The organism is Rhizorhabdus sp. P4_G5, from assembly GCF_056401065.1.
Map to the genome: position 1 here is coordinate 159,501 of NZ_JBFUKB010000002.1, position 15,950 is coordinate 175,450.

Annotated in this window: 7 protein-coding genes; all 7 read right to left on the reverse strand. The window is 63.8% G+C overall.

What is annotated here, in order from left to right; genetic code table 11:
* Positions 1-272: 272 nt before the first annotated feature.
* The 7 genes from AC1DQK_RS03080 to AC1DQK_RS03110 all read right to left on the reverse strand — a co-directional run bounded on the left by AC1DQK_RS03080 (position 273) and on the right by AC1DQK_RS03110 (position 15,911).
* A complete protein-coding gene (locus AC1DQK_RS03080) occupies positions 273-1,604 on the reverse strand; it encodes a DUF2279 domain-containing protein (protein WP_477867289.1) in 1,332 nt (443 codons plus the stop codon).
* A 188-nt stretch (positions 1,605-1,792) separates the two neighbouring features.
* On the reverse strand, positions 1,793-2,827 hold the full coding sequence (locus AC1DQK_RS03085) for a hypothetical protein (RefSeq protein ID WP_477867291.1): 1,035 nt from the start codon (positions 2,825-2,827) through the stop codon (positions 1,793-1,795).
* A 374-nt stretch (positions 2,828-3,201) separates the two neighbouring features.
* A complete protein-coding gene (locus tag AC1DQK_RS03090) occupies positions 3,202-4,923 on the reverse strand; it encodes a ShlB/FhaC/HecB family hemolysin secretion/activation protein (RefSeq protein WP_477867293.1) in 1,722 nt (573 codons plus the stop codon).
* Complete coding sequence (locus tag AC1DQK_RS03095) at positions 4,920-6,893, reverse strand: CHASE2 domain-containing protein (protein WP_477867295.1); 1,974 nt, start codon at positions 6,891-6,893, stop codon at positions 4,920-4,922. The genes AC1DQK_RS03090 and AC1DQK_RS03095 overlap by 4 nt, the downstream gene beginning before the upstream one ends.
* Positions 6,890-7,639: a hypothetical protein gene (locus tag AC1DQK_RS03100; RefSeq protein WP_477867297.1), complete on the reverse strand. Its 750-nt coding sequence runs from the start codon at positions 7,637-7,639 to the stop codon at positions 6,890-6,892. Before AC1DQK_RS03100 ends, AC1DQK_RS03095 begins: the two co-directional genes overlap by 4 nt.
* Positions 7,636-10,647: a CHAT domain-containing protein gene (locus AC1DQK_RS03105; RefSeq protein WP_477867299.1), complete on the reverse strand. Its 3,012-nt coding sequence runs from the start codon at positions 10,645-10,647 to the stop codon at positions 7,636-7,638. The genes AC1DQK_RS03100 and AC1DQK_RS03105 overlap by 4 nt, the downstream gene beginning before the upstream one ends.
* A gap of 68 nt (positions 10,648-10,715) precedes the next feature.
* Positions 10,716-15,911 (reverse strand): beta strand repeat-containing protein, encoded by a 5,196-nt coding sequence (locus AC1DQK_RS03110; RefSeq protein ID WP_477867301.1) that lies wholly within the window; start codon positions 15,909-15,911, stop codon positions 10,716-10,718.
* Positions 15,912-15,950: the final 39 nt, after the last annotated feature.

A 15,950-nucleotide genomic window follows, 5' to 3' on the forward strand; every position in this document is an offset into this window, starting at 1 on the left:
ATCTAGGTCGCGGCCTGGTATGAAATCAAGGGACGGCACCAGCTACCAATCGGTTTTTGAGTTGGGCGGGTACTGCATTGCGGCAGAAGCATCCATAGGATGCGAGTGGAATAGAATATCGCGTTTATTCCATAATCGTAACATCAACAGGCGAAATGACCATGCCCCAATATTCCTTTTTCCTCTATCGATTTCCCTGTTTTAATCATTAACTTGCACCAGACGCGCCGCCGCCCCAAGACCGCCCACCGCGCCTTCCTGGCCGCGATTGCCTATTTCCAATGCACGGCGGTGTAGGGGATCTGGATATAATCGAGCCCGACGCCTGCGATTCTTCCGGCGGTGGATCTGGGCGCGCGGAAGAAGAGTTCGCGCAAATTGAGGCCGATACCGAAGAACAACCGGCGGCGCGGCTTCACTCCGCGGGCGACGTCCTTGGCGGTGAAGCCCGACGCATAATAGCCGGCATGCAATTCGACGAAGCGCAGCCGCGTATCCTTGAACTTTTCGAATCCCGCCAGTTGCAGGGCGAGAAGGTAGCGCTGCTGGGCATAATGGCGCTTGCCGGTGCGGGTGTAGATGTCGGCATTGGGCATCAGAAGCAGGCGGAAATCGAGTTTTTCCCTGAGCCCAGGCGCAGTATTTCGCAGCAGCGAGAACGTCGCGCCGGCAGCATTCATGACCATGTCCTGGACAGAGATTCCACTGTCGGTCTCGATGCCGTCGTATAATTCGCTATAGAACATCAGGCCGGTCGCCAGGACCGCCGCGGTGAAGGCATCCCCGCTCGTCCCATCCGTCTTGGCATGGAGGCGGGCATGCAGGATCTCGGCGAGAATATAGGCATCGAAGGCGTGGGTCAGCTTGTCCACGCCCAGGTTTTCCGTCGACCTCCCGAACCAGCCTTCGTCCTTGAAGTGGAGAGATGTCGTTTCCTTGAAGAATTTGGGCGAGTTGACGGCGGTGAAATAGCCGAGAGCCCCCAGGCTTTCCCACTTGATCCGACGAACCTGGCTTCCGAACGTGGCATAGGGGCTCGCGCTTCTCGCTATATGATCCGCCCAGGGGCGCTGACTCGCGCCTTCCCGCACAGCCGAGGAAGGCAAACCCGTAATGCTCTCCGGCGGTTCGGCCTGAGGTTCGCGGAAGGAGGTGATCCCTATTGAGGGGACTTCCGCCCCAGACAGCGAGCGCCCAAGATCAAACGCGAGGGGGAGAATGTCTCCGGACGCTGCCATGCCAGGCTCGGCATGAGGCCGGTCCTTCGCGACCTCAGCCCGTCCCGAGCCGCCCATTAGAAGGAAGCCGATCAGGAAGGCCGCCACGTGGCGGAAGCTATTGCCCGTCACCCGGCGGCTCCCTCGATGCCATGTCGCTCCCTCTCTCCAACAACAGGAGACATTATCTGGCGAATATTCGCGCCCCGCATCGACGTCGTGTAAGTAATAATTTCCAGTTCTGTATTGGTCGGTAAAGTTACCGCGAACAAGGAAGCGAGAGGCTCGTAACCGGAAGGGTAAACGAGTTAGCCCTAGGACGTACCTCAATCTATTCGGTTTACCTCTGGCGATAATTTTCGAACTCGTAAGATCGGAAAATGCCATTCAGCTGGCCACACACTCGCAAGAATGACGCCCGCCAAATTTTCTGGCTTTCTCGCAGAGACGAAGAGCATCGCTCAATAGTCTCGTTCAATTTGTGAGCTACCGAGGTGGATGGCGCTGCAATAACGCGGCGCCATCGCCGAATAGCATGCTCTCCCGAGCCCAGCTTTGACGCTATATCCGCTATTCTAACCAGAAGGTGCCGCGGGATATCCGGAACCTCCGGAACTCCGACCCGCCTTGAAAGGAAGCGTCACAATTGCGCCTGCTGATCCCAATATCTTGGCGCCGCCTGGCTGCGCGCATCGCTTGTCCGTTTGGAGAGCTTTGGCCGCTTCATCTCCATCCGGATCCTTAGTGTGTCCTTGAGCGCCCGTCTTGCCCTGCGCGCCCGTCTTGCCCTGAGCTCCCGTCTTGCCCCGCCTTCCGGTCTTGCCGTTGTCTCCGCTAGGTCCCTGATCTCCCTTCGGTCCCCGATCCCCTTTGGGACCCTGGTCTCCTTTGTCTCCCTTGGGTCCCGTCCATGATCTACAGACTACCGGAACGGGCACAGCTGCCTGTCTTCCTGGCGCTCGATCGAACAGCGCGTTGATCCGACGTCGAAGACGTTCAACTGCTGAACTGTCGCCCGATTTGATCGCATGCTCGAATTGATCCATGAGAACACGACCCTCATTCACTCCCCCGTACCGGGTCGAACCGGACGTCGATGTTCCCAGAAAATCGCCTTTAGCCCGCTCCGCGCCCGTTTCCGCATTTGCGTGAGCCAAGCCCAGTAGCGGTACGACAACACCCAAGCCTGAGCATGACAACGAAAGCAGGCATCCAGCATCAAACGCCGGAAATGCCACGCGCCATTGCTGAGTTCGCCAGATGAATACCGATGAACCAAGGAAGATAACGGCTGCAACGACTTTCATCCATCCATAGGGCAGCACAACCAAGGAGATCAGGATCAATGTAAAAAGTATGATGGCTGCAATGATCGGCAGCGTATCGGCTTCCCTGTCCTCGATCATCCCTTTTTGATCAGCCCGATGAAGCCTTTTCCATATCGCTATCTCAAAGATAAGGGCGATGATTCCGACAACGGCAGCACAAGAAAATAAAACTATCGACAGGTCCAAATTGGGACCTTCAATTCCCCCTTCCCTCGCCGCCAGTGCAAGCGTTAATCCCCCAGCAGCGAGCGCAAGTAATTTTGGAGATCTCTTCAGCTCCATCAGAACCTCTCCAGGGACGGCTGCCCGGATCGTAGGCGCAGACCTTTCATCAGTAGAAGATGATAGCATGCAGTTTACAAGGTGGGGTCAAATCAGAAGGGGTATTGAAACCACCTCAGTCGTCGCAAGGCAGCATAAAAGGATTAAAGTGACGTGGGAGGTCGAATCAATGCCTCAGAATCGGTCCTCCGGTACGGGCGCCTGTCAAAGTGACATTATCCACCGCTTGAAATCGCCACGGACCGTTTCGCCGCGTGAGCACGGCAAGGATCAGTGTGTCAAGCGTGAGGACCAGCCGACGGTTCCGGTGCACCCTCAGGCTGGTTCATCCTCGCCATCGCCCCTTTTTAGACCGTGCGCGGCCGCCGACGTCCCTACCAGAAGAGGAAGACATTCAGGTTGAAACGCGCGCCACGCCGAGGATCCCCGGCGACGGTGCGGACGGCTCGGGCAAGCTGCATGTCGACACTGGCATGTTGCCATAGAACGGTGCGCACGCCGAACCCGATCGAGCTGATATACCGGTTCTGTTTCGGCATGGGGCCATATGCCAGGGTGGTCGCCCGCGCCCAATCGGCAAAGCTGTAGAGCTTGGCACTGTCGGCCGCAGGCGCGAGCTTGACCGGCAGGTCGTACTGGAGCTCGCCGACCATGCCGAGGCCGCGTTCGCCGGCCAGCAGCGACGGGTCATAGCCGCGTCCGATCGACGGCCCGCCAAAGGAGACCTGCTCACCCGAAAGCAGACGATCGCCGGTATATTGGCCCTGCACATTGAACTGCGCGGTGATGCGGTCGGCCAATATCTGGGTGCGCTGGAGGCTGTAGTTCAACTTGGTGAAGTCGGGTTTGAAGCCCACGACCGACGGCAGCAAAGCCGACCGCCCGATCGCACCGAATATCTCGAGGCCGCGGGACAGAGTAAGCGTGACGGTCGTCGCGCCGTTCAGCCAACCGGCCTGCTGCCAGGACAGGCCGATTTCCGCGACCGTGCCCTTGTCGGATACGAACAGCTGGCCCTTCGCTTCCGTTCGGCTGCGGTTGAGCGTCAGGGAGAGATCCAGATAAACCGAGTTCGGTCGTGTGCGCAGAAGCGGAACCCGCAAGCGACTATTGAAGCTCATGATCCGACTTTCGATGTCGGAGGCAGCGACAATGCCACCCGGCTTTGCAAACGCCACCAGCCCACCGAGCGCGAGCACAGCACCGCCGGACCCGACCGGCGATGCATAGCGAAAATTGGCGGATCGCAGCTCCGACAAATTCCCCCCCGAGGCCGACAGGTCGATGTCGAGGAGGCCGGGGCGGCCGAGCGGCTGACTCAGTGTCGTTCCCAGGCCATAGCTGGTCGGACCCAATATGTCCGAGGCGGTGTTGCTGAAGGTGGCGCGGTAGGCGTTGGGCACCCTTGTGAGGTTGACCAGCATTTCCGAACTGCCCGGTTCCACACCCTGGCGAAGGACGCTGTTGCCCGCGAGGCCCGGTATATCGTTGATCAGCAGCAGCCTGCTCTCGAGGTCCAGGAATCGCGCGGGACGCTGCTTGGTCACGGGTTCCAGCAACTGTTCGACATGCCGCCGTGACGCCGCATTGGGCGCCTCGACAAAGGCCGCGCCGATATAGCCTTCGAGCACTTGGACCTCGAGCACGCCGTCCTTGACCTGTTGCGGCGAGACGAAGACCCGGGTCAGGAAATATCCTTCCGCGCGATAGCGGTCTTCAAGCTGCTGCGCGGCCTTGCGCAGATCCTCGAGGACGATCGTCTTGCCCTCGAGCGGCGCGAAGATGCTGCGAACGACACTGTCGGGAAAATGCTCTGCGCCGACCACCCGGATCGCGCGCACCGAAAATTCGATCTCGTCGACCGCTCTCGGCACCGCCGATTTCTCCGGATTCTGGATCCTGAAATCATAATCGGCCGGTGGCAGCGGCAGGGGCGCGACGCGCTGCCGGGCGATGTCCGCCTGGGGCGGCAGCTTGATGGCGTTCTGCGCGAATGCCAGACTGCCCTGGCAACCCGCCACGGCGGTGGCGAGCCACAGGCCGGCGGCGTGCGGCCGCGGGGCGCGGAAACGGCGTGTCGTCCTTCGATCGATCATTTGTCGTCCATTACGACGCGGGAGGAAATGATGCCCTGGCTCATCCGCTTGAGATGGAACCTGATCAGCGGGTCATCGGGGAACTCGGCGCCAAGCGCCTTGAAGGCGTCGACGGCCGCTGGATTGTCGTCCTTCTCGCGCAGCAGCGCATAGGCGGCCTCATAGCCGCGGGTCAGCGCCTCGGGCTCGTCGTCGGCCACCGGGCTATAGAGTCCCGTCGCTGTCAATTTACCCTTCAGGACGATGTCACCCACCGGCCTGAAGCGGAGTGAAGGACAGCGCGACACGGTTTGCTCGGTCGCGCAGATCCGGGTCCCGAAATATTTGTTCACGCCTTCGGTCCGCGCCGCCGTGTTGACCGTGTCGCCCAGCGCGGTGAAGTCCATGCGCGACTGCGATCCGAAGTTGCCGATCGTCGCCTCGCCGGTGTGGATGCCGATGCGGGTAACCCCGATCGGAATGCCTTCGGCATTGCGTGCGATGCGGAAGGCTTCCGCATAGGCGTCCAGCTCGAGAGCGCATTTGATCGCCCTTTCGGGATGATCGGGTTGCAGGATCGGCGCATTGAAGATCGACATGATCGCATCGCCGATGAACTTGTCGATCGTGCCCTCATATTTCTGGATGATGTCGCAGGCGCCGTTGAGATAATCGTTGAGCGTATCGGACAGCGCCTCGGAAGTGAGCTGTTCCGACAGGGTCGTGAAGCCGGCGACATCGGTGAAGATGAAGGTCGCTTCGCGGCGCACGCCCGAGATCGACACCGCGCTCGGGTCGGCGACCAGCTGATTGACGACGGCGGGCGAGACATATCGCGAGAAGGTGCCCTGGACGAACTCGCGCTGCTTGCGCTCGCCCCGACCAATGAAGACGTCCATCATCCAGATCGAGAAGGCGAACGCCATCGTCGGGCCGACCAGCGGCAGCATCGGCAACCCGTAGCCATAGCCGACCACCGCTCCCGCCCAATAGGCGGCGATCAGCAACGCCCCGACGACGACGTTGAAGAGGATGCCCCGCTTGAGCAGCGAGAGGAGCACCCCCAGGATGGCACCGACCAGGGTGATGGCCGCCTTCGCCGGGACGCTCATGCGGGGCGGGTTGCGCCCTTCGAGGATCTGCGTGACGCCATGGGCTTGAACGTAGATCCCCGGCATGTTGCCCTGATCCCCGTCGTCGACGACGGCTAGCGGTGTCCGGTGCCGGTCGGTCATCGAGAGGATCGCCCCGACCAGGACGATCTTGTCCTTGAAGAAGCTCGCGGGAAGGAACGGGATCACCGCGGCCGAGAAGGTCGGAAAGGCCGGCGTTTCCGCGTCCGGTCGGCTGCGCCAGGCGATTTCCACCGGCGTCGTCGGAGCCTTCCGCCCAGCCAGCGCGAGCGTTTTCCGGACGAAACCCGCCGGATGGTGCGGCGTGTCGATCCGCTGGCCGGCGGCATTGAGCTCTCCGCCGGGATTGATCCTGCGCACCGACTGATCGAATGGGTCGGTCAGCAAATTCGCCTCGGCGCGCTTGTCGGCCGGGATGAACGCATCCAGATAGGCGAGCTGCTCTTCGGTCACGATATTCGGCGCCGAGGAGTAGCTGAAGAACAGGGGCGTCCTGGTCGAAGCGATGACCTGTTTGAGCTTGGCATCCTTCTCCGGCTCGGTCGGCTGATCGACGATGACGTCGACCCCGATCAGCTTCGCGCCCTTGGCTGAAAGCTGCGTGATCAGATCCGCTAGGAAGCCGCGATCGACCGGAGATCGATAGGCAAAGGCTGTGAGCGTCGCTTCGTCGAGAGCCACGACGACGACATCCTTCGATGGTTCCGCCGGCGGCTGCATCGCCGCGATGCGGATGTCGGCGAACGTATATTCGAGATTGGTGAGCAACGAGACGTAGCGCACGGCGAAGAAGGCGATCAGCGCCGCCGCGAGGGCGATGGCGATCACGGACAGGGATAGGCGCGATGCCTTGCTCACGGATTGGATCCTTTGGACTTCGAAGAAGGAGACGCTGATCTCGCGAGATCCGCCTCGATCTGGCGCAGATAGGCATCGGCCTGCTGGATGCAGGCGCGCTCGAGCATCCAGCTGCTCAGCACGAGCGGCTCCGTGACGTCGCGCGGGATCACCTGGATGCTGATGGCATTTTCCTGCCCCTCGACACGGACAAGGAAGGTGCTGACCCCTTCCAGCCTGGACAGCGCCGGTGCCGCCATCCGGTCGATGCCCGCCTTCCACTGGAAATCGGCGCGCCACGAGCGGTCGATCGGGAAGACGGTGAACGTCTCGGAGGAACGGTCGTCCGGCCGCCACCAGATCGGCCGGTCACCCTCGCGCACGCATCGTGCGCCCGGACGGCTGATATCGATCAGCCAGGGGTCGGGAAGCTTTGCCGCATTCGCGCCGGCGCGGATCGCACCGACCGACTTGGCGCGATCGTTTCGGGTGGAGATCAGCGCCGCCAGTGCGGCCTTCGGATCCTGCACCGCGGTTCCGGCCCGCATCGCGATCCCCTTATAGGGCCCCCTGAGCGTCACGGAACGGCCGTCGGGGCCGATGATCGTCACGCGCTCGCCTTCCTTGAGGGTGACCGGGGCGGTGCTGCTGATCATCATCCCCGGCTTGAGCCCGGCGGCCCGGGCCTCCACCACCACCATGTTAATGGCCGATGCCCGTCCCGCCAGCAGGGCGAGCGGCAGCAACAGAAGCGCATGCAGCTTCATGCTCCGGTCCTCGTCTGAAGAGGCTTCGTGGCGCCGTCACCCATGATGACGAAGGCCGCCCAGAAAAAAGGATGCGCTGTCGCCGGATCGCGGATCATTTCGACCTGGGCTCGCTGCAACGCCGTGTCGGCGGGCAGGTTCGGCTCCGCGCCCATCGCGCCGAACATCCCCGACATGAGCCGGCGTGTGGCAGCGGACGGTACCTGCCAATGGCTCACCACCAGGCTGCGCGCACCCGCGTGGAAGAAGGAGGCCGCCAACCCCGACAGCGATTCCCCGCCGAGATTGTCGCCCGACGCGGCGGTGTTGCACGCGGACAGGACGACGAGATCGGCATTGATCGAGAGCTTCGCAATCTCGCTGGAACCGAGCAGGCCGTCGCTCTCATGCGATGCCGCCGGCAGTGCGGGCGGCGTGAGCACCAGACCTGGCTCGGATTGGCACCGCAGTTCGCCGGGTAGCAGGCCATGGGTGGCGAAATAGAGAATGCGGTAGTCCGACAGATTCTCCTCTCTCAACGCCGTCTCATTCGCATCCTGGCCCAGCTTGATGGTGACGTTGGCCGACTTGAGCGACCGCGCGACGCTGGTGATCTCGCCTCCGGTGTCGGGTAGCGACGCCAGCGAGCGGAGCAGTTGCGGCGGGGTCACGCCGCCGGAAAGACAGCTTCCGGTAAAGGCGGCCATCGAACTGCGCTGCCCGGAGCCGGACTGAACCGGCCCTAGTACGGGATTGCCCATGGCCATCAGCAGCCTCGGCTGATTGCCGACCAGCTTGGTCGACCGCAGGGTGACGAACGCCGCCAGGGACGGAACATGGGTCAGGGCTTTCGCCTGCGCCAGCCACCCCGCCTTGCGATAGTCCTGGCCCTCGGCGGGCCTCGTCACGAGGACGCTGAACGGCAGGCTGGCCAGCGGACCGGAGGGCGCCACGACGAGGCGATCGACCTCGCCCAGTTCCTTGAGGATGCCGCCGAACAGATCCGAATAGAGCTGATGCGCGACCTCGAGATCGAACTCGTTGACCGACGTGCCCTGGACTTCGAGGCCGCGGCGCAGCCGGACGACCGCCGCCTGCAGCGCTGCGGCGCCCGCTGGCACTGGTGCGATGACCACGCCGTCCCGGCGCACCAGCTGCACGAAGGAGCGCTCCCGGCCGATCAGGAAGGTGACCAGCCCTTCCCTTTCCTGCAGGCGCGAGCGGACCGCATCGAGCGTTGGCAGCTTGGGCTCCGCCAATTGCCCGAAGGACGGGAAGCGGCGGGCTATCTCCTGCCTGAGGGATGAGACGGCCCTGCCCTGGACGGCGATGTCCTTGGCGAGCTGTTCCTCGACCTGGGCGCTGCGCTCCTGCGCGTTGAGCGACTGCTCCTGCCCCAGTCGCAGGCGCGCGGTACCCTGGTCGCGGATGGCAGCATCGAGGCGGCCGATCAGAGCGGCGAGTTCGGGCGTGTCCGCGGAGAGACGTGCCGATGCCATTACGGCGGAGCGATCGGCAAGCGGGCTTCTAACCATTTGGAAAGCATCGAAACCCTCGGCGAAAAGGCCCGCCTTCGCGGCCGGATCCTCGACCGTTCCCGCATAGTCGACGAGCGCTGCGGCGAAAGGCACGAAGTCATCGGCAGTGAACGGGACGCTTCCCCCGGGAAGGGCACGTGCGACCTTGATGGCGTCGCGATAGGCGATGATGGCCGATGTGTTCATCTGCTCGGCCTGATAGGCGCGGCCCAGCGCCGTCCTCACCTTGAGAGTGCCAGGCCCCTCGCCGAAGATCGCCTGCCGCTGTGCAAGTGCGCCCTTCAGATAGGCTTCGGCAGCAGACAGGCGCCCCTGGACACTGCTGATTTCGCCGAGGGTCAGGAGGATGTCCGATTTCCACCAGCGCGGTTCGTCCTCGACCCGGTCGATGATCAGAAGCGCCTCGCCGGCGGTCGCAAAGGCGCCCGTAGCATCGTCGTTGCGGAGCATCATCGCGGCTTCGAAGTTCAGCGCATGGGCCAGCTCCGCCTCCGACGAATCCTGCTCACCCTTGTCGAGCAGGCCCGAGACACTGTCCGTCCTCCGGCTGTCGGCGGCGATCGAACGCCATGCCGCGGTGGCCGCGTGGGCAAAGCTGCGCGCGGCTGCAAAATCGCCGCGATTGGCAGCGATGTATCCCTGATAGGCCGCTGACCTGGCGCGATCCGATGGGCGTGTCGAGCGGTCCGCTACCGGTGCCGCCCGACGCAGCAGTGCCTCGGCCTCGTCGAAGCGCCGCTGATTGCTGACGGACAGGGCCAGATCCAGCAATATCTCGTTGGTGCCGGGATCATTTTCGCCGAAAAGCCGGGACTGCAGCTCGAGCGCCGAACGGAATCCGGCCTCGGCGGCTTCATAGTCGAGCTGGCTCGCGGCGACGCGGGCATTGCGCAACAGAGCCCTGACGGCTTCGAGATCGGTCGCGCTCGCCATCGCGACAGGTTGCGACCAGAAGGCCTGGACCTGGGCGGTAAGCTGCGTCTGGGACAGTCCTTCATCGGGCAGCCGCATTATCGCGCGAAGCACCGGATAGGTGGAGGCCGGCCCCACGACAATCGTCAACACCCCGCCATCGAGGCGCGCCAGGACCAGCATCGGCCAGCCATCATTTTTCTGCCGGCATGGAAACAGGATGACCGGCCCCTGAGGAGTCGCCAGCCAGTGCTCGGCTTCACAGGCTAGTTCAGACCTGATCGCCGTCGCCGTACGACTGCCGGCCAATGCGGTCGAGAGCGCCGGTTGAGTGGCAGTCTCCTGGCTGCTGCCGGGCACGAGCGAATGGGCCAACCGTCCGACCGTCTTGCCAGCGCAGACCAGATCGGCATCCGCGGGGGCGGAACCGACGATCTTCACGTCGGTCCGGATCTCGGTTCGGCACTGCTCGCCAGCCAGCGTCACGGCCGCAATCGACGGCGGCGCTTCGCCCTGGGCGGGCGTGACCACCGACCACAGCAATGCCGGCAGGATCAATGCCAGAATACGCAAACTCATTCCCCCCCAAATTCTTGATCATCTTAGCTCGTACAACGCGGCGGAGGTCTTCCGCCGGGCAATCCACATCAGAAACCGAAATCTCCCGTCAACGAGAAGCGCACATCGACCCCCGGCGCACCCTGCACGCGCGGCGGCAGGTCGACGCTCACGGCGATGTTCGGATTGAGCTGCGTCAGCATTGCCGTTGCGCGTTGCACCTGGGCCGCCGGCGCTGGTGGCCCTTCGGGAGCCGCCGCCTGAAGGATCGGATCACCGGCATCTGCGGCGTCGGCCGGTGTCGGCGGCGGCGTATCGGGCACCGGCGACGGCGGGAGGGCATCGACCGGCGCCGGAGCGACCGCGACGACCGCAACCTCGCTGCCGGAGCTACCGCCGCCGCCCCCACCGCTCGCGGCGGGAGCAGGACTACCCGATGCGGCGGGTGCCGCCGAGGAGCTGACCGAAGCATCACCGCCGCCATCGGATGCGGGCGCCGGCGCGCCGCCCGCATCGGACGACGCGGCCGCACTATCACCCGATGACGAGCCGCCTTCACTCGATGAGGAACTGCTGTCGCTCGATGCCGGCTCCGAACCGCCCGATGACGTGTCACCCGACGAAGAAGAGTCTGCGGGCGCTCCTGCATCGCTGCTCGCGGGCGCCGAGCTTGCAGCCGGAGCCGGAGCCGGCGCCGGAGCAGGTGCTGGTGCGGCGCTCGGCGTCGATACCGACGGAGTCGGCGGCGTCGGAACGGTGATCGACGAAACCGTCGAAACGACCGAACGCGCCGCGTCCTCGACCACTGCCTCAACCGGCGGAGGCGGCGGTGGAGGTGGTGGCGACGGCGGCTCAACCACCGGCGGAGGCGGTGGGGGCGGTGGCGACGGCTCGACCACCGGCGGTGGCGGTGGAGGTGGCGGCGACGGCTCGACCACCGGCGGAGGCGGCGGAGGCGGCGGAGGCGGCGACGGCTCAACCACCGGCGCAGGCGGCGGCGGTGGTGGCGATGGCTCGACCACGGGCGGAGGTGGCGGAGGTGGCGGAGATGGCTCCACCACCGGCGGAGGTGGCGGTGGCGGTGGCGGTGGCGGAGGTGGCGGCGGTGGCGGTGGCGGTGGTGACTGGTTCGGGGCCAGGACGGTCAGCGCCGTGGAATTCTGGGTGGCCTGTTGGAAAGCGTAGTTTGTCGCGCTGAGGCCGGCCCCGTTGATCGCGTAGCTGCTTGGTGGAGCGTCCGTTCCCGCGTCCGAGGTGAAGGCCAGCGTGCCGGATGTCGCGCTGTCGATCGTCTCGCCCGCGGCAAATCCGCTCACCGTACCAGTAAATGCCGGATTGGAGGTCCCGACAAGGCGGCTGACCGGATCGGCGACATAGGTCAGCATGGCCAGGCTGATTTCGCCGATCGCGCCGGATGCCCCGGTCGGCAGCGAATAATTGCTCAGCAACGTGCTCGCGCCGGCCAGATAGTCCCCATTGTCCAGAGTGACGTCGACGGTGATGCCGGTGCCGACATTCGGGCTGCCATAGGTGCCGGTAGCCTGATTGACGGTGATGCTATCGCCACCGATCAACCCGCCGAGCTGATAATTGGACGAATCCAGGGTCGCAACGGTTGTACCGTCATAGGCGCGCGATATCGCACCCGTGAGGGTCGCCGTCAGTTGTTGCGGCGAAATCGTTCCGATCGCGCCGGATGCTGACGTCGGCAGCGCATAATTGGCGGCCAGGGTATTTTGTCCGGCGGTGAAGTTGCCCGCCGCCAGGGTGGCGGTGACGACGATGCCGTCTCCGGCATTGGGCGTCGCATAGGTCCCGGCCGTCTGATCGATGGTGAAGCTCTGACCGGCTACCAGCCCGGAGAGCTGGTAGTTGCCCGGAGTCAATGTCGTGGTCGCTATGCCGTCGTAAACACGCGATACCGAGCCGGTCAGCGTCGCGGTGAGCACCTTGGGCGTGATCGTGCCGGTCAGGCTGACCGTGCCGTTGGGCTTGTAGCCATAAACGGGTTTGCCGGCGCTGTCCTGGGCGACAAGGCTGATACCGTTCAGAACGACGCTTCTGGTCCCCGCGTCGGGAAGATCGAAGCTCCCGCTGGCGGCGCCTGCGACAATCGTATCGCCGTTGATTGCCCCGCTGCCCGACAGCGCCACGCTCGGCAGGTCAATGGTTGTCGTTCCATCATATTCGCGGGAGACGTTGCCAGTGACCGTGACCGTGGGGGCCAGCGAATATAGAAATCCATTTCCCCCGGCCGGCGCCGCCGACGTGCCTTCCATCGCACCGAGGCTTGCCAGATTCGATGCGGTCGAAAAGCCGATGCCATAGGTCTTGAAATCATGCGCCAGCGATCCGGTGACGTCGGGTGTGCTGCCAAAAGGCGCGCTGTTGTTGCTGAATACCCGCCATGTCCCGCCGAGGCTGTTCAGAACGGCGCCGTTGGTCGAGTTGTTCACAAAGCGGTGACCGGCGGCCAGTCTGATGTCGCCGCTCGTGCGGAGATCGGCGTTCGTTCCCAGCGTGAGGACGTCGAGGGATTCGATACGCAGGCGCGCCAGCCGGCTCGAAAGGCCGATTTCACCATCCATGGCCAGTGCGCCATCGCTGCCGACATCGAGATTGAAGCCGCCATTGATGGCGGAAGCCAGATTGACCGTGCCCGCCGCCTGGAAGGACAATAGGCTGTCTGCGGTCAGGGTGATCGGAACCGAGATTCCCAGCGTCGAGGCGGTCTTCACATTGAGCGCGCCGCCGTCGAGATAAAGATCGCCGATCGCCACGTCCCCGGCGCTTCCCACGGTCCAGTCGAGTTTGCCGCCGCCGGACTTGGTGAAGCCGGCACCTGCGAGCGAACCCATCACGGTGCCGCCCTGTGTCACGGCCAGCTGGATCTGGCCCGTGGCGGCAACCGCGATCGACCGTGTCGACAGATTCTTCGATTGGCTGACGAAATTGGCCAGAGGATTGATCGCGCCGATGGCCTGGCTGACGGTGACGGCATTGTTCGGATTGACGATGGTCAGGCCATACCTGTCGGTCTGCGGGTTGACGCCCGCAAAGGTCGTGGCGCTGTCCACTGTCCCGTTTATGGTGACATTGCCTTGCGCGTTAATCGTCGCGTTGCGGATCAGTTGGACATTGCCGTTCAGCGTTGCCTGGCCGCCCATGTTGGTGACGTAGAAACCGGTGCCATTGTCGGTACGGGTGCCGCCGGGCGGGATGAAATCGACGATGACGACATCGCCGCCGCCCGCCTCTCCGAAATAGACGAGAATTGGATAGAGATTGCCCGCGGTGAGCGTGGTGCTGCCGCCACCGAACGCCAGGCCATGCGCGCCCGGGGCGGAGGCAAGCGCGCTCTGGGGGGTAACCCGGCTCTCGAGCGAGGCGACCGTTTCGCCGGGGTTGCCGAGGAAAAGGTAGGAGGCGTCATCGCTGCCGATGCGGAAATCATATGACCCGGTGACGCTGGGCTGGAACATGCCGAAAAAGCGCACCGAATAGGTATCGTCGAAATTCTGGCCCGGCGTAGTCGCGTTTATCGACGTGAAGAGATTGTCGAACCGTGTATCGGCCTGGACCTGCGCCGTGTTGAAGAAGGCGAAATTATCGTTGAAATAGCCTTCATATTTGATGCCGACGAGGCCGTTCGATTGCCCGCCTACCGTGGTGATGTTGCCGCCGAGATAGATGATGCCGTTGCCATCATGGTCGCTGTCAGCGGTCAGGACGACGTTGAAGCCGCCGCTGGTCGATAAGATGTTGGCGCCTGGCTGGAGGGTGATGTCATTGTGGGCGCGCAAGGTCAGCGTCGCGGCGGCCCCCGAAGACTTGGTGATCGACGTGTTGACGGTAATGTTGCCGGCGGACGAGGTCGGCGCATTCGACGACGGCGCATTCGCGGTGTCGACGGTGACATTGGTGCCGCTGTTGAGCAGATTGGCGATATCCCCCGCGAGAATCTCCGAGGCGGGCGATGCGCTGAACTGATCGACGATCCGAATGTCATAAGGGTCGAACAGCCATTCCCCCGCAAAACCGTTGGGTGCCGCGGCCGATCCGGTGACGCCCTCGGTCCGGATCGAGTAGCCCGATGTCTCGATCGTGCCGCCATTGCCGCCAAGCGCGCCCGCGTCCGCCCGAAACACGCCTGCGGCACGCGTAACCGACAGCGGGTTGTGGGTGTCGGACCAGAGAACGGCGAGACCGCCATTGCCGCGGGTTACAGCGCTGGCGTCGAGCACGGCCCCCTGCGCAACGGTGGCGCGAACGGCCGCCGCACGACCGCCGAAATCGCCGCCCCGCAGGCCTCCGCCGACGTTGATGATGCCCCCGCCGATATCGCCGCGCGCGTCGAGGCGCGCGCCGCCCGCAATCTCAATACTCTCCGCGGCGACAAGTATCCGGCCGCCGCTTTCTCCAGTGGCGAGGCCCGAGGCGTCCAGTGTGCCGGCATTGCTGACTTCGCCGGTAGGGCCCGCATCAAGGATGATCTCGCCATTGCGAAGCTGGACCGACTGCGCCTGGACCAACCCTCCGCTGTTGATCGTGCTCGCCGCCGCATCGGCGGCGGCACGGACGGTGAGAATGACGCGACCGCCATCGGCCACCAGTCGACCGCTGTTATTGATGACTCCGTCGGAAGCAACCGTCGCAAGCGGTTCGGTAATGGCAAAGGACAGCAGTTTGTCGCCTGCCAGATCGAGCAGAAATCCTTGCGCGCCCAACAAGGCGACAGTCCCAAGCCGCGCCGACACCAGACCGCTGTTGTTGACCTTCCCGCCCGCGAGAACGGCATAGCCATTTTCTACGCTGATCTGGCCGGCGTTCGTGATCTCGCCCTTGCCGCGTCCGCTAAAGGCATAGCGCCCGGCCATGAAGTCATCGTCGAGGATATCGCGCGTGCTCGCGAGAAAGCCTGCGGCCTGTACGCGACCGCCCGGCCCAATGAGAACACCTGAGGGATTGAGAATCCACACCTGCCCATTGGCGGTGATCATCCCGTCGATGTTCGAGACACCGCCACCGGTGACGCGATTAAGCGTGATCGAATTTGAATCTGGCTGCTGGAAACGCAGCGTGCCTCCATCCGGAACCGACAGGGTTGACCAATTGAGCACAGCCTTGCCGCTGGTTTGATTGACGGTGGTGGTGGTGCCCTCGACGGACAGTGTCGCGGTCCCACGAACGACCGCGGGTGCGCCGATCTCACCGGCCTCCGCCGTGCTCAGCGCGAGCAGGCTGACTGCCGCAACCAAGGTGCGCCGGCCTGAAAGGCGGATCATAACCCCACGCCTTGAACAGCGCCGGCTACGCCCGCAAAT